This window comes from Escherichia sp. 93.0816, from assembly GCF_013368855.2.
GTDB lineage: Bacteria > Pseudomonadota > Gammaproteobacteria > Enterobacterales > Enterobacteriaceae > Escherichia > Escherichia ruysiae.
In genome coordinates, this window is the sequence record NZ_JABWNC020000005.1 from 127,996 (window position 1) to 143,898 (window position 15,903).

Consider the following 15,903-nt stretch of genomic DNA (forward strand, 5'->3'; position numbering starts at 1 on the left):
TAATGAATGTGACGATACATTCTGGGATGGCGTTATTCTCGGCTATTGGCTGAAGTATACCCATACCCGGAAAGAGTTACTCCTTATTTGCCGTGTGGTTAGTCGATTTACATCAGTAAGAGTAGGGATTTTACAGTACTGTGAAAAATCTCATAATTTTTATGAAATCTCTGTACTCACTATGGGTAATGATAAATATCAATGATAGATAAAGTTATCTTATCGTTTGATTTACATCAAATTACCTTTGGCTACAGACACTAAGGTGGCAGACATCGAAACGAGTATCAGAGGTGTCTATGAGTCACTCATCCGCCCCCGAAAGGGCTACTGGAGCTGTCATTACTGATTGGCGACCGGAAGATCCTGCGTTCTGGCAACAGCGCGGCCAGCGTATAGCCAGCCGCAATCTGTGGATTTCCGTTCCCTGTCTGCTACTGGCGTTTTGTGTATGGATGTTATTCAGTGCCGTCGCGGTGAATTTGCCGAAAGTCGGCTTTAATTTTACGACCGATCAGCTGTTTCTTTTGACCGCACTACCTTCGGTTTCTGGTGCATTATTGCGTGTGCCATACTCCTTTATGGTTCCGATCTTCGGTGGTCGTCGCTGGACGGCGTTCAGCACCGGTATTCTGATTATTCCTTGCGTCTGGCTGGGTTTTGCCGTGCAGGATACCACTACGCCATACAGCGTATTCATCATCATTTCTCTGCTGTGCGGCTTTGCTGGCGCGAACTTCGCCTCCAGTATGGCAAACATCAGCTTCTTTTTTCCGAAGCAGAAGCAGGGTGGCGCGCTGGGGCTGAACGGTGGTTTGGGCAACATGGGCGTTAGCGTCATGCAGCTGGTTGCTCCGCTGGTGGTATCGCTGTCAATTTTTGCTGCATTTGGCAGCCAGGGCGTAACACAGCCGTATGGCACCGAGCTGTATCTGGCTAACGCGTCCTGGGTATGGGTGCCGTTCCTCGCCATCTTCACCATTGCAGCGTGGTTTGGCATGAACGACCTTGCTACCTCGAAAGCCTCTATCAAGGAGCAGTTGCCGGTACTCAAACGGGGTCATCTGTGGATTATGAGCCTGCTGTATCTGGCAACCTTCGGTTCCTTCATCGGCTTCTCTGCGGGTTTTGCCATGCTGTCTAAAACGCAGTTCCCGGATGTGCAGATCCTACACTACGCCTTCTTCGGACCGTTTATTGGCGCACTGGCGCGTTCTGCGGGGGGGGCATTGTCTGACCGTCTCGGCGGTACTCGTGTAACGCTGGTGAACTTCGTGCTGATGGCGATTTTCAGTGGTCTGCTGTTCCTCACCTTACCGACTGACGGGCAAGGCGGAAACTTCATGGCGTTCTTTGTAGTCTTCCTGGCGCTGTTCCTGACGGCGGGGCTGGGTAGTGGTTCCACCTTCCAGATGATTTCCGTGATCTTCCGTAAACTGACGATGGATCGCGTGAAAGCAGAAGGCGGTTCTGACGAACGTGCCATGCGTGAAGCGGCAACCGACACTGCGGCGGCGCTGGGCTTCATCTCCGCGATTGGCGCTATTGGTGGCTTCTTTATCCCGAAAGCGTTCGGTAGCTCACTGGCATTAACAGGGTCGCCAGTCGGTGCAATGAAAGTATTTTTGATTTTCTATATCGCCTGCGTGGTAATTACCTGGGCGGTATACGGTCGGCATTCTAAAAAATAAATCGTAATATTTGATTATCCTTTGCGCGGCGTAATGTCGCGCTTTTTTTATTTCTCATTTAGTTACAACATACTTTAAGAGGATAATTATTTCAACGGCGTCAATTAAGCGCCATTAATATGTCATCCATGGGGGATACTCCTTAATACCCATCTGTATAAAAATCCGAAGTGTTTAAATGGTGATGGATGTAAAAACCATTAATTTACAATAAGTTGTGTAATAAATATTAATTATCCCAAAGGGGTATATTAGGAATTTACTTTATTTTTCATCCCCACCACTCTTGATCGTTATCAATTCCCACGACGTTTCAGAGCGTTACCTTCGTTTTAAACATTAGCAATGTCGATTTATCAGAGAGCCGACAGGCTCCCACAGGAGAAAACCGATGAGTAAATTCCTGGACCGGTTTCGCTACTTCAAACAGAAGGGTGATACCTTTGCCGATGGGCATGGCCAGCTTCTCAATACCAACCGTGACTGGGAGGATGGATATCGCCAGCGTTGGCAGCATGACAAAATTGTCCGCTCAACCCACGGGGTAAACTGCACCGGCTCCTGCAGCTGGAAAATCTACGTTAAAAACGGTCTGGTGACCTGGGAAACCCAGCAGACTGACTATCCGCGTACTCGTCCGGATCTGCCAAACCATGAACCTCGCGGCTGTCCGCGCGGTGCCAGCTACTCCTGGTATCTCTATAGCGCCAACCGCCTGAAATACCCAATGATGCGTAAACGCCTGATGAAAATGTGGCGTGAAGCGAAGGCGCAGCATAGCGATCCGGTTGAGGCATGGGCTTCTATTATCGAAGACGCCGATAAAGCGAAAAGCTTTAAACAGGCGCGTGGACGCGGTGGTTTTGTTCGTTCTTCCTGGCAGGAAGTGAACGAACTGATCGCCGCATCTAACGTTTACACCATCAAAAACTACGGTCCGGATCGTGTCGCTGGTTTCTCGCCAATTCCGGCAATGTCGATGGTTTCTTACGCATCGGGTGCGCGCTATCTCTCGCTGATTGGCGGTACTTGCTTAAGCTTCTACGACTGGTACTGCGACCTGCCTCCTGCGTCTCCGCAAACCTGGGGCGAGCAAACTGACGTACCGGAATCCGCTGACTGGTACAACTCCAGCTACATCATCGCCTGGGGCTCTAACGTTCCGCAGACGCGTACCCCGGACGCTCACTTCTTTACCGAAGTGCGTTACAAAGGCACCAAAACCGTTGCCGTCACGCCGGACTACGCTGAAATCGCCAAACTGTGCGATCTGTGGCTGGCACCGAAACAGGGCACCGACGCAGCAATGGCGCTGGCAATGGGTCACGTGATGCTGCGTGAATTCCATCTCGATAACCCAAGCCAGTATTTCACCGATTATGTGCGCCGCTACACCGACATGCCGATGCTGGTAATGCTGGAAGAGCGCGACGGTTATTACGCTGCGGGTCGTATGCTGCGCGCCGCCGATCTGGTTGATTCGCTGGGTCAGGAAAACAACCCGGAATGGAAAACCGTAGCCTTTAATACGCAAGGTGAAATGGTTGCGCCGAACGGTTCGATCGGTTTCCGTTGGGGCGAGAAGGGCAAATGGAATCTTGAACAGCGCGACGGCAAAACTGGTGAAGAAACCGAACTGCAACTGAGTCTGCTGGGTAGTCAGGATGAGATCGCTGAAGTGGGCTTCCCGTACTTTGGCGGCGACGGCACGGAACACTTCAATAAAGTGGAGCTGGAAAACATTTTGCTGCACAAGCTGCCGGTAAAACGCCTGCAACTGGCTGATGGCAGCACTGCACTGGTGACCACCGTTTATGATTTGACGATGGCAAACTACGGCCTGGAGCGTGGTCTGAACGACGTTAACTGCGCGACCAGCTATGACGACGTGAAAGCCTACACCCCTGCGTGGGCTGAGCAGATCACCGGTGTTTCTCGTAGCCAGATTATCCGTATTGCCCGTGAATTTGCCGACAACGCTGATAAAACGCACGGTCGTTCGATGATTATCGTCGGTGCCGGTCTGAACCACTGGTATCACCTCGATATGAACTATCGCGGTCTGATCAACATGCTGATTTTCTGCGGCTGTGTCGGTCAGAGCGGCGGTGGCTGGGCACACTACGTGGGGCAGGAAAAACTGCGTCCGCAAACCGGCTGGCAGCCGCTGGCGTTTGCCCTTGACTGGCAGCGTCCGGCGCGTCACATGAACAGCACCTCTTACTTTTATAACCACTCCAGCCAGTGGCGTTATGAAACCGTGACCGCAGAAGAGTTGCTGTCGCCGATGGCGGATAAATCCCGCTATACCGGACACCTGATCGACTTCAACGTTCGTGCGGAACGTATGGGCTGGCTGCCGTCTGCGCCACAGCTAGGCACTAACCCGCTGACTATTACTCGCGAAGCAGAAAAAGCGGGCATGAATCCGGTGGACTATACGGTGAAATCCCTGAAAGAGGGGGCAATCCGTTTTGCTGCCGAACAGCCGGAAAACGGCAAAAACCATCCGCGTAACCTGTTTATCTGGCGTTCTAACCTGCTGGGCTCTTCCGGTAAAGGTCATGAGTTTATGCTCAAGTACCTGCTGGGGACGGAACACGGTATCCAGGGTAAAGATCTGGGGCAGCAGGGCGGCGTGAAGCCGGAAGAAGTGGACTGGCAGGATAACGGTCTGGAAGGCAAGCTGGATCTGGTGGTGACGCTGGACTTCCGTCTGTCGAGCACCTGTCTCTATTCCGACATTATTTTACCGACGGCGACCTGGTACGAAAAAGACGACATGAATACTTCGGATATGCATCCGTTTATTCATCCGCTGTCTGCGGCGGTCGATCCGGCCTGGGAAGCGAAAAGCGACTGGGAAATCTACAAAGCCATCGCGAAGAAATTCTCCGAAGTGTGCGTCGGTCATCTGGGTAAAGAAACCGACATCGTTACGCTGCCAATCCAGCACGACTCCGCCGCCGAACTGGCGCAGCCGCTGGATGTGAAAGACTGGAAAAAAGGCGAATGCGACCTGATCCCAGGTAAAACCGCACCGCACATTATGGTGGTTGAGCGCGATTATCCGGCCACTTACGAACGCTTTACTTCTATCGGCCCGCTGATGGAGAAAATCGGCAACGGCGGTAAAGGGATTGCCTGGAACACCCAGAGCGAGATGGATCTGCTGCGTAAGCTCAACTACACCAAGGCTGAAGGTCCGGCGAAAGGCCAGCCGATGCTCAACACCGCAATTGATGCGGCAGAGATGATCCTGACGCTGGCACCGGAAACCAACGGTCAGGTAGCCGTGAAAGCCTGGGCGGCACTGAGCGAGTTTACCGGTCGCGACCATACGCATCTGGCGCTGAATAAAGAAGACGAGAAAATCCGCTTCCGCGATATTCAGGCACAGCCGCGCAAAATTATCTCCAGCCCGACCTGGTCTGGTCTGGAAGATGAACACGTTTCTTACAACGCCGGTTACACCAACGTTCACGAGCTGATCCCGTGGCGTACGCTCTCTGGTCGTCAGCAGCTGTATCAGGATCATCAGTGGATGCGTGATTTCGGTGAAAGCCTGCTGGTTTATCGTCCGCCGATCGATACCCGTTCGGTGAAAGAAGTGATGGGACAGAAATCCAACGGTAACCCGGAAAAAGCCCTGAACTTCCTGACGCCACACCAGAAGTGGGGTATCCATTCCACTTACAGCGACAACCTGCTGATGCTGACTTTAGGTCGCGGTGGTCCGGTGGTCTGGCTGAGCGAAGCCGATGCTAAAGATTTGGGCATTGCCGACAACGACTGGATTGAAGTCTTCAACAGCAACGGTGCGCTGACTGCCCGTGCGGTTGTCAGCCAGCGTGTTCCGGCAGGGATGACCATGATGTACCACGCGCAGGAACGTATCGTTAACCTGCCGGGTTCGGAAATCACGCAGCAGCGTGGGGGTATTCATAACTCAGTCACCCGTATCACGCCGAAACCGACGCATATGATCGGCGGCTATGCCCATCTGGCATACGGCTTTAACTACTACGGCACCGTAGGTTCTAACCGCGATGAGTTTGTTGTAGTGCGTAAGATGAAGAACATTGACTGGTTAGATGGCGAAGGCAATGACCAGGTACAGGAGAGCGTAAAATGAAAATTCGTTCACAAGTCGGCATGGTGCTGAATCTCGATAAGTGCATCGGCTGCCACACCTGTTCAGTTACCTGTAAAAACGTCTGGACCAGCCGCGAAGGCGTGGAGTACGCGTGGTTCAACAACGTGGAAACCAAGCCGGGTCAGGGTTTCCCTACCGACTGGGAAAACCAGGAAAAATACAAAGGCGGTTGGATCCGTAAAATCAACGGCAAACTGCAACCGCGTATGGGTAACCGCGCGATGCTGCTGGGTAAAATCTTCGCCAACCCGCATTTGCCGGGGATCGACGATTATTACGAGCCGTTCGATTTTGATTATCAGAATCTGCATACCGCACCGGAAGGCAGCAAATCGCAGCCGATTGCCCGTCCGCGTTCGCTGATTACTGGCGAACGGATGGCGAAAATCGAAAAAGGGCCGAACTGGGAAGATGACCTGGGCGGCGAGTTTGACAAACTGGCGAAAGACAAGAACTTCGACAACATCCAGAAGGCGATGTATAGCCAGTTCGAAAACACCTTCATGATGTATTTGCCGCGCCTGTGTGAACACTGCCTCAACCCGGCATGTGTGGCGACCTGTCCGAGCGGGGCTATCTACAAACGTGAAGAAGATGGCATCGTACTGATCGATCAGGATAAATGCCGTGGCTGGCGTATGTGCATCACCGGATGCCCGTACAAAAAAATCTACTTTAACTGGAAGAGCGGTAAATCTGAGAAGTGCATCTTCTGCTATCCGCGTATTGAAGCCGGTCAGCCGACGGTGTGCTCAGAAACCTGTGTGGGTCGTATCCGTTATCTTGGCGTGCTGCTGTACGATGCTGACGCTATTGAACGTGCAGCCAGCACCGAGAACGAGAAAGATCTCTACCAGCGTCAGCTGGAAGTGTTCCTCGATCCGAACGATCCGAAAGTCATCGAGCAGGCGATTAAAGACGGTATTCCGCTGAGCGTTATTGAAGCCGCACAACAGTCGCCGGTTTATAAAATGGCGATGGAATGGAAACTGGCGCTGCCGCTGCATCCAGAATATCGCACATTGCCGATGGTCTGGTACGTGCCGCCTCTGTCACCGATTCAGTCTGCGGCAGACGCGGGCGAGCTGGGTAGCAACGGCATTCTGCCAGACGTAGAAAGCCTGCGTATCCCGGTTCAGTACCTGGCGAATCTGCTGACCGCCGGTGATACCCAACCGGTACTGCTCGCGTTGAAACGTATGCTGGCAATGCGTCATTACAAACGAGCTGAAACCGTTGACGGTAAAGTTGATACCCGTGCGCTGGAAGAGGTCGGCCTGACCGAAGCCCAGGCACAGGAGATGTACCGTTATCTGGCGATTGCAAACTACGAAGATCGCTTTGTGGTGCCGAGCAGCCATCGTGAACTGGCGCGGGAAGCCTTCCCGGAGAAAAATGGTTGCGGCTTTACCTTTGGTGACGGCTGCCACGGTTCAGATACCAAATTCAATCTGTTCAACAGTCGTCGTATCGATGCCATCGACGTGACCAGTAAAACGGAGCCGCATCCATGATCGAACTCGTGATTGTATCGCGTCTCCTTGAATATCCGGATGCTGCCTTATGGCAGCATCAACAAGAGATGTTTGAGGCGATTGCTGCGTCGGAAAATCTGTCGAAAGAGGATGCCCATGCGCTGGGCATTTTCCTGCGCGATTTAACCGCGATGGATCCGCTGGACGCTCAGGCACAGTACAGCGAACTGTTCGACCGTGGTCGCGCCACGTCGCTGTTACTGTTTGAACATGTGCACGGCGAATCCCGCGATCGTGGTCAGGCGATGGTGGATTTGCTGGCGCAGTATGAGCAACACGGCTTGCAGTTAAACAGTCGTGAACTGCCGGATCATCTGCCGCTGTATCTGGAGTACCTGGCGCAGCTGCCGCAAAGCGAAGCCGTGGAAGGTTTGAAAGATATCGCGCCGATTCTGGCGTTGCTAAGTGCTCGTCTGCAACAGCGTGAAAGCCGTTATGCCGTGCTGTTTGATCTGCTGCTGAAACTGGCGAATACCGCTATCGACAGCGACAAAGTGGCGGAAAAAATTGCCGATGAAGCGCGCGATGATACGCCGCAGGCGCTGGATGCTGTCTGGGAAGAAGAGCAGGTTAAATTCTTTGCTGACAAAGGCTGCGGTGATTCGGCAATCACTGCTCATCAGCGTCGCTTTGCCGGTGCCGTCGCGCCGCAATATCTGAATATCACCACTGGAGGACAGCACTAATGCAATTCCTGAATATGTTCTTCTTTGATATCTACCCGTACATTGCCGGGGCGGTCTTCCTGATTGGTAGCTGGCTGCGCTATGACTACGGGCAGTACACCTGGCGCGCGGCGTCCAGCCAGATGCTGGATCGCAAAGGGATGAACCTGGCGTCTAACCTGTTCCATATCGGGATTCTGGGGATTTTTGTGGGTCACTTCTTCGGTATGCTGACGCCGCACTGGATGTATGAAGCCTGGCTGCCAATTGAAGTGAAACAGAAAATGGCGATGTTTGCTGGTGGTGCCAGCGGCGTGCTGTGCCTGATTGGCGGTGTACTGTTGCTGAAACGCCGCCTGTTCAGCCCGCGCGTGCGTGCAACGACTACCGGAGCGGATATCCTGATCCTGTCGCTGCTCGTTATCCAGTGCGCGCTGGGCCTGCTGACCATTCCGTTCTCCGCTCAGCATATGGACGGTAGCGAGATGATGAAACTGGTTGGCTGGGCGCAGTCGGTAGTGACCTTCCACGGTGGCGCTTCTCAGCACCTTGATGGTGTCGCGTTTATCTTCCGTTTGCACCTGGTGCTGGGGATGACGTTATTCCTGCTGTTCCCGTTCTCGCGTCTGGTGCACATCTGGAGCGTACCGGTGGAGTATCTGACACGGAAATATCAGCTAGTGCGTGCTCGCCACTAAGTCAGGAAAATAAGTCGTCTGGCGCGAAACGGCAAAATGCCTGATGCGCTGCGCTTATCAGGCCTGCGAAAATTCTGCAATGTATTGAATTTGCAGGTTTTTGTAGGCCGGATAAGTCGTTCGCGCCGCATCCGGCATAACGTAACGCACGTTGTCAGTCTGCTGAAATCGCCAGTTACACTCTGTCGATTTTTTCAGATTGTAGGCAAACATAGCTCATCTATATGATAGGTCCCCCTGGAGCAGTGAAGGAGCACTGACCGTGGATCTACCTAATCATCCGACGCTCTCTGCGGCGTTAAAAATAATCGCCACGGGGATCGCCTTACCCCCTGATAAAATCACCTCTCAACAACTGGATGTTCAGTTAAATAAACCTGCGGGCTACGTTGAGCGACGTTCCGGGATTTGCTGGCGTTATTTTGCCAGCAACGACGCCAGCCAGGCCGAACTGGCGGCAGAAGCTTTGCATAATGCGTTAACAGCGGCTGCCTTAAAACCTTCTGATATCGATCTGCTAATTTGTGCGTCAGCCATTGCCGTACAGGCATTACCCTGTAGCGCAATTCATATTCTTAAAGCCGCTGCCATGCCCGCAGGCGTTGCCGGGTTTGATATCAACAGCAGCTGCGTGAGCTTTATTTCCGCTCTGGAAGTCGCTGCCGGATTATTAAACTGTGGAGCATACCGACGGATTGCCATCGTCTCGGCAGATATCGCTTCACGCGGTATCGACTGGGATCATGAAGAGTCGTCTTTAATTTTTGGTGATGGCGCGGCGTGCGCGATTGTCGAGCGGGGTGATGGTCGCAGCGGGATTATCGCCAGCCTGATCGAGATGTATCCCGAAGGTAACGAGCTGTGTGAAATTCGTGCTGGCGGCACGCGGCGTAATCCTCGTTCAGGCATCAGTGATAACGACTTCCTTTTTCATATGCAGGGGAAACCGCTGTTTCGTTTTGCCTCTTCGCTTATTGAAAACTATTTTTCGCGCTTACTGCAAAAAAGCGGCCTGCAACTGGCTGATATTGGCACTGTTGTTCCACATCAGGCCAGTCATCTTTCCCTTGAACATATGCGTAAACGGCTGCGAGTGCCGGAATCTGCGCTTATTGATGTCTACCGTTTCTACGGCAATCAGGTCGCGGCCTCTATCCCCACGGCGCTGCATGAAGCGGTGATTAGCGGTCGTTTTACTGCGAATAAACCGGCGATGTTGATTGGCACAGCGGCGGGATTAACGCTGGCTGGCATGGTGCTTTTACCGTGAAAATCCTTGTAACGGGGGCAACCAGCGGCCTGGGGCGAAATGCTGTGCAATATTTGTTGGAGTCGGGTGTTTCGGTTGTCGCAACAGGGCGAAATCGCGAGGTGGGCAAAAAACTGACGAGCGAAGGCGCGCAGTTTGTGGCTCTCGACTTAACCGAGGCAACTGAGGATGACTGCGCCCGATTGATGGACGGCTGCGATGCCGTCTGGCACTGTGCGGCTAAGTCCTCACCCTGGGGCGACAAAACGGCATTCTGGCTTGCCAATGTCAAAGCGACCCACACCCTGGCACAGGCGGCAGGCAGGCTGAATATTCCCCGGTTTATCCATATCTCCACGCCTGCGGTTTACTTTGATTTCCAACATCACTATGACCTGAAAGAAACGTATCTTGCGCGAGCATTCTCCAGCCATTACGCCAGCAGTAAATATGCCGCTGAGCAGACTATTGCCGGGGCAGTAGCACGATATCCTGCCACAACGTTTATTCTTTTGCGCCCACGCGGGCTTTTTGGCCCTCATGACCAGGTGATTGTTCCCCGTTTGATGCAGCAGTTGCAACAGGGCGGCGGCAGTTTACGTTTACCGCGCGGGGGCGAAGCGTTACTGGATCTCACGTTCGTGCAAAACGTGGTGTATGCCATGCAGCTCGCAACGCAAGTCGAAGGTTTACGCTCTGGCAGTATTTACAACATCAGCAATCATCAGCCGCAGCAGCTATCGGTGATGCTTGACGCCTTGCTGCGCCAGCAACTGGGTTTGAATTACCGCATTGCTACCGTTCCCTGGCCTTTGCTTTCTCTGGTCGCGCGCGGCCTGGAACTGTACGGAAAATGCGTTAACCAGGAACCCATCATCACACGTTACAGCGCCGGTACAGTCTGTTTTGATATGACGTTGAGTGCGCGAAAGGCCATTGCCGAGTTGGGATATCACCCGCGCTTTTCGATGGAAGAAGGCATTGCAATCACAGGACAATGGCTGAGGGAACATGGCAAAAATAACTGCTTTTGAAATGGGCTGGTGTACCCATATTGGCTGCATTGCGCTGAAAGGGGCAGGGATGAAAGTGTGTAAATTCCCCGCCCGCGCCTGGCTGCTGGAAGCGGGCGAGAAACGCTGGCTGTGGGACACCGGTTATTCTTCGTGGTTTGAACATTACACGCAATCCGGCGTATTTCGTCTTTATCGCCAGGTCACGCCGGTTTATTACGATCCGCAACAGGCGCTGGTGCGGCAACTTTGCGCAAACGGACTGGCGGCGAAAGATGTTGATGCGATTATTCTGTCGCATTTTCATGCCGATCATATTGCCGGTCTGCGCGATTTCCCTTATGTCGCCTGCATCTGTTCTGGTGAAGGCTGGCGGCAGGTAAGAACGCTGCGTGGCATAGCAGCACTGCGTCAGGCCTTTGTGCCAGGGCTGATCCCGGAAAATTTTGAGTCCTCATTGCGCTTTATTGAAAGTTTTTCATCGGTGAATTTACCCCCAGAACTGGCGCCGTTTGAGTACGGCTATTTGCTGCCAGAAAGTAATGGCGAAATTATCCTCGTGCCGCTTGCGGGTCATGCTGCCGGACATATTGGTGCGTTTGTGTTAACCGACAATGGCTGGACTTTACTGGCTGCCGATGCAGCATGGGCGCCAGCTAACTACCGCGAACTGCGGGGACCTTCTCCGCTGGCGCATCTGGTTATGTCGGACAGCCACGCTTACTACCGCACGCTTGGGCAATTGCATCAGCTTTGGCAAAACGGCGCAGTGGAGATTCGTTTGTGCCACGAGGGGGATTTATGATCCCGTTGGCCTTGCTCTGGCGCTACTTTCGTACCTGCCGGCTGCGTTTCACCGATCGCCAGACGCTGGAAAACTGGCAGGCAAAACGGCTGCATCAGTTCCGGCAAAATGTCTTATCTAAAAGCCCGTGGTTTCAGCGTTATCTGGCATTGCCGTTTAACCAGTGGCCATTGATGGAGAAAGCGTTAATGATGACGCACTTCGATGAGATGAATACCGCAGGTTTAAAGTGCGATGAGCTTCTCGCCTGTGCGATGCGCAGTGAACAAAGCCGTGATTTCAAACCCCGCGTTGGTACGTTCAGCGTTGGACTTTCATCTGGCACATCGGGGCGTCGTGGACTTTTCGTGGTTAGCCCGCACGAGCAACAGATGTGGGCCGCCGGTGTGCTGGCAAAAGTGTTACCTGACGGTTTATTTGCCAAAGAGCGGGTGGCGCTGTTTTTGCGTGCGGACAACAACCTTTATCAAAGCGTGAATAACCGCTGGTTAAGTCTCGATTTTTACGATCTGCTAGCGCCATTTCAGGCGCAACTCAAACTTCTCGAACAGCGAGCGCCCACGATTATTGTCGCACCTGCCCAGGTATTACGTGCGCTGGCGCTGGCGGTCATTGCCGGAGAGTTAACGCTAAAGGTTAAAAAAGTGATTTCAGTGGCGGAAATTCTGGAGCCGCAGGATCGGGAATTACTGCGCAACGTGTTCAACAATGTGGGTGAGATCTATCAGGCGACAGAGGGATTTCTCGCTTCTACCTGCCGTTGTGGCATGTTACATCTCAATGAAGAATTTGTTCACATTGAACCGCAATGGCTGGATGAGCACCGTTTCGTGCCGATCGTCACTGACTTTACCCGTACCACGCAGCCGGTGGTGCGTTATCGACTGGATGACGTGCTGGTGGCAAGTGAACAGCCATGTCCCTGTGGCAGTGCGACAATGACGATTGCGCGTATCGAAGGGCGGCAGGATGACCAACTGCAACTGCCGACAAGAACTGGCGATATGCAGACCGTTTTTGCCGATGCCTGTAGTCGTGTGCTGGCGATAACGCTGCCGCTAACGGCCGATTATCGGCTGCTACAAACCGGGCCAGCACAATTGACGTTAATAGCCGATTGTGAGCTGCGGATGCTGGAGCATTGCCGGGAGGCGTTGAATGCCTTGTTTATACGCCAGGATATCGCAGTGGAGAAATTGATATGGTCGCTGGAATCGCAAACTGTGCCAGTCGCTTTTGCAGCCAAGCGGCGGCGCATTGTGCGTCAGTGGGGGCGGGAATGAGTATTCTACTGCTACGCCTGAAACAGATGTTGCTGGGCTGGGGAACCGTTGGGGTTATCTACAACATTAGCGACTCCCTGCAAGGTGAGGGATATCAATTAACCCCGTCAGTAATTGATAATTTAATTGCGTTTTCTCCTTCTGCCGTGTGGCTGTATCTCTCGTTTTTTCTAATTGTGCCGTTAGGTTATTTATCCACGCCACTTTGCCATCTGAGCTGGCTGGTACGGTCAATGCAACTTTCGGCACTGGTAGCTGGCCTGTTTTATCTTCTCTGGCCCACAACAATGCAATACCCCTCATTTGGACAGTCGAGGATATCTGCGGATGCACTAAACGGGCTGATAGCGATTGACTCAAGCCAGAACTGTTTTCCCTCATTACACGCGGCGCTTACGCTGTTGGCAGTATGGGCGATTGCCAAAAAGGGGAACCGTTGGCTGACGTTATTGAGCGTAGTCTGGGCGATAGCCATCGCCTTTTCGATCCTGCAATTACGCAGACATTTATTTATCGATTTAGTCGGCGGCGCGTTGATGGCGTCAATTTGCGGTTGGATATGCGCAACATACGAGAAAAGGAAGACGCGTTATGAGTGATTTATTGTTCCCCATCATATCGATGGTGCTGTTGGTGTTAGCCGAAGCGGGCGTGTTGCAGATTTCCAGGCGGCAAAAAGTGGACTGGCTGGATGTGATTTTTAATATTAACTCCGGTCATATGATGCTGTGGTTATTTCGCTGCCTGGAAGTGCTCTGCTATGGCCTGGTGGTCAATCACTTTAGCCTTGGGCTGTTTGATAATGCACCGATGCTCCTGCTGTGGCTGTTTACTATTCTGGCGTGGAATTTCGGCTTTTACTGGCTGCATCGCTGGCATCATGAGATGCGCCCGCTGTGGGCGGTACATGTGGTGCATCATCAGGGGGAACACTACAACCTGTCATTAGGTGTGCGGAACTCGTGGTACTCCTCGTTAACCTCAATCCCGTTTTTTATGCTGCTGGCGATGCTTGGTGTGCCGTTGCAGGTCTTTTTGGCAGTTTCTATTATTCACTACAGTTGGCAGTTTTTTAACCATAACGCGCTCACGCCGAAACTGGGCTGGCTGGAAAAAGTACTGATCACGCCTTCGCACCATCGCGTCCATCATCTGAATGAAAAGCAATATGCCGATACCAATTACGGCGGCACCTTTTTGTTATGGGATAAACTTTTCGGTTCCTGGAGTGCAGGGCCGGATCATGACGTGGCCTATGGCGTAAAAAATAGTCGATCGTCGTGCAACCCGATGCGTGAAAGTAACCTGCCGTTTTTACGCTTAATGGGCTTTCGCTCATTTGGCAAAGCGATTGAACGTCGCTACCAGAGTTCTCCGTGGGCGGTGGGGGCAGGGGTGATCCTGCTGTTTATGCTGGTGCTTGGCTACATCCAGCAATATGGCTATGGCATTGAGTTTATTACCAGTGAGCAGGCTGTATTATTTGTGTTGCTGGTGGCAGGCTCAGTAGCCTTAGGGGGGATGAGCGACGGGCAGCGTTGGGGAATGATTCTGTGGTGCTCTGTGACGTTGTCACTACTCTATTTTATTCTTTATAGGTGCTCATGGAGCACTCTGCTCTGGAAGGGATTAGCGGGCATTTTGCTGGCCCATTGCGTGTTATTCGTGATCGGTGTGGGACGTAAGTCACTAAGGAAACGCTATGAACCTGTTTAATCCCGACAGGTTGATTACTTTTCCTGCCGATGATCCGCAACTGGTGAAACAACTGCAAAACGGTACGAAAGTTTATCTGGCGAAATCAGGCGATCATCGGTATGCCGACGGCTGGGCATTCGCCAAAATGGTAGTGTTGATTTTTGTTGGTCTATCCTGTTATTCACTGGCGTTGTCTCAAAGTCAGTGGGGACTGTACTTATTGTGGTATCTGGCGATGATGTTTTGCGCCATGCTGTTAGCGGTCAATGTGGTGCATGACGCTTCGCATGATGCGTTTTTGCGCGGTAAAAAGGCCAATGCCTGGCTTAACCGGTGGGTTGCGTTCCCGATGGGGCTTGATCCGGATTGCTGGCGGGTGCGCCACGTTCGCTTTCATCACGGCTTTACCAATATTGAATTTTACGATCCAGATACCGCAGAAAATGGCATTCTTCGCCAGACTCCGTGGCAGCGGTGGCGACCTTTTATGCGCCAGCAACATCGCTACTGGCCGCTGGTCGCGGCGCTCACCTTTCCCTGGTATATCTGGGGGGTAGACTGGCTCGATCGCGCCGGGTATACGCCGGTAACGCGTCATCTGGCTGAGCGTGGCCTTGCTGGCTGGGGGTATTTCTTAGCCGGAAAACTGGCGCATTGTGCGCTGTGCCTGATACTTCCCTGGCTTCTGTCTGAATTTGGTTTTATGACCATCCTGCTAACGTATCTGCTTAGCCAGTTGCTGGCGTCACTGATCTTTGTGATGTTGATTATCGGCACGCACTGGGCAAAGGGGCATACGCAGTTACCGCCGGAAGAGGGCAAAATGGTAAGAGGCAGGCTGGCGCATACTTTCGCCACCACCTTTGACTGGACGCCACAACCTGCATGGCTGGGCTACTGGCTGGGCGGAATTAATTTGCATCTTACCCATCATCTGTTTCCTCACTGGCATCATCGTCATTATCCAGCGTTAAGCCGCATTATTGAGCAAATCGCCACACAGCAAGGGCTGGATTATCAGTTGTTGACGTTAGCGGATTTGTTGAGGCTACAGCAGCAGTTTTTGCGGCGAATGGGGGAGAAGCCGAAGGATTGAGAGAAGAATTAAAT

Annotated in this window: 13 protein-coding genes; 12 read left to right on the forward strand and 1 reads right to left on the reverse strand. The window is 52.6% G+C overall.

The genetic code is table 11. The annotated features are described in order from the left end of the window. Positions 1-299 precede the first annotated feature (299 nt). From narK to narI, 5 genes are all read left to right on the forward strand, one after another. A complete protein-coding gene (narK, locus tag HEM79_RS08270) occupies positions 300-1,691 on the forward strand; it encodes a nitrate transporter NarK (protein ID WP_176240992.1) in 1,392 nt (463 codons plus the stop codon). Between the two features lie 391 nt (positions 1,692-2,082). Next, a complete protein-coding gene (locus HEM79_RS08275) occupies positions 2,083-5,826 on the forward strand; it encodes a nitrate reductase subunit alpha (protein WP_176240993.1) in 3,744 nt (1,247 codons plus the stop codon). Beyond that, complete coding sequence (gene narH, locus HEM79_RS08280; RefSeq protein WP_000702663.1) at positions 5,823-7,361, forward strand: nitrate reductase subunit beta; 1,539 nt, start codon at positions 5,823-5,825, stop codon at positions 7,359-7,361. The genes HEM79_RS08275 and narH overlap by 4 nt, the downstream gene beginning before the upstream one ends. After that, entirely contained in the window at positions 7,358-8,068 is a 711-nt protein-coding gene (narJ, locus tag HEM79_RS08285; RefSeq protein ID WP_000571678.1) for a nitrate reductase molybdenum cofactor assembly chaperone, read from the forward strand. The genes narH and narJ overlap by 4 nt, the downstream gene beginning before the upstream one ends. Next, on the forward strand, positions 8,068-8,745 hold the full coding sequence (gene narI, locus HEM79_RS08290; protein ID WP_001160110.1) for a respiratory nitrate reductase subunit gamma: 678 nt from the start codon (positions 8,068-8,070) through the stop codon (positions 8,743-8,745). The genes narJ and narI overlap by 1 nt, the downstream gene beginning before the upstream one ends. Before the next feature lie 57 nt (positions 8,746-8,802). On the opposite strand, the gene HEM79_RS08295 is transcribed toward narI, so the two are convergent. After that, entirely contained in the window at positions 8,803-8,958 is a 156-nt protein-coding gene (locus HEM79_RS08295) for a hypothetical protein (protein ID WP_176240994.1), read from the reverse strand. Between the two features lie 49 nt (positions 8,959-9,007). Here HEM79_RS08295 and HEM79_RS08300 point away from each other — a divergent pair, with 49 nt between their 5' ends. The 7 genes from HEM79_RS08300 to HEM79_RS08330 are packed head-to-tail and all read left to right on the forward strand — an operon-like array spanning position 9,008 to position 15,889. Continuing rightward, positions 9,008-10,015, forward strand: coding sequence for a 3-oxoacyl-[acyl-carrier-protein] synthase III C-terminal domain-containing protein (locus HEM79_RS08300; RefSeq protein ID WP_176240995.1), 1,008 nt, complete (start codon positions 9,008-9,010; stop codon positions 10,013-10,015). Then, on the forward strand, positions 10,012-11,028 hold the full coding sequence (locus HEM79_RS08305; RefSeq protein WP_176240996.1) for an NAD-dependent epimerase/dehydratase family protein: 1,017 nt from the start codon (positions 10,012-10,014) through the stop codon (positions 11,026-11,028). Before HEM79_RS08300 ends, HEM79_RS08305 begins: the two co-directional genes overlap by 4 nt. Beyond that, on the forward strand, positions 11,006-11,812 hold the full coding sequence (locus HEM79_RS08310; RefSeq protein WP_176240997.1) for an MBL fold metallo-hydrolase: 807 nt from the start codon (positions 11,006-11,008) through the stop codon (positions 11,810-11,812). The genes HEM79_RS08305 and HEM79_RS08310 overlap by 23 nt, the downstream gene beginning before the upstream one ends. Next, the gene (locus HEM79_RS08315) at positions 11,809-13,095 is read left to right on the forward strand and encodes a F390 synthetase-related protein (protein ID WP_176240998.1); all 1,287 of its coding nucleotides are present in this window, start codon (positions 11,809-11,811) and stop codon (positions 13,093-13,095) included. The genes HEM79_RS08310 and HEM79_RS08315 overlap by 4 nt, the downstream gene beginning before the upstream one ends. Beyond that, the gene (locus HEM79_RS08320; RefSeq protein ID WP_176240999.1) at positions 13,092-13,694 is read left to right on the forward strand and encodes a phosphatase PAP2 family protein; all 603 of its coding nucleotides are present in this window, start codon (positions 13,092-13,094) and stop codon (positions 13,692-13,694) included. Before HEM79_RS08315 ends, HEM79_RS08320 begins: the two co-directional genes overlap by 4 nt. Beyond that, positions 13,687-14,811 carry a sterol desaturase family protein gene (locus HEM79_RS08325; RefSeq protein ID WP_176241000.1) on the forward strand — a complete coding sequence of 375 codons (1,125 nt, stop codon included), beginning with the start codon at positions 13,687-13,689 and terminating at the stop codon, positions 14,809-14,811. The genes HEM79_RS08320 and HEM79_RS08325 overlap by 8 nt, the downstream gene beginning before the upstream one ends. Then, positions 14,798-15,889: a fatty acid desaturase family protein gene (locus HEM79_RS08330; RefSeq protein ID WP_176241001.1), complete on the forward strand. Its 1,092-nt coding sequence runs from the start codon at positions 14,798-14,800 to the stop codon at positions 15,887-15,889. Before HEM79_RS08325 ends, HEM79_RS08330 begins: the two co-directional genes overlap by 14 nt. Positions 15,890-15,903 lie beyond the last annotated feature (14 nt).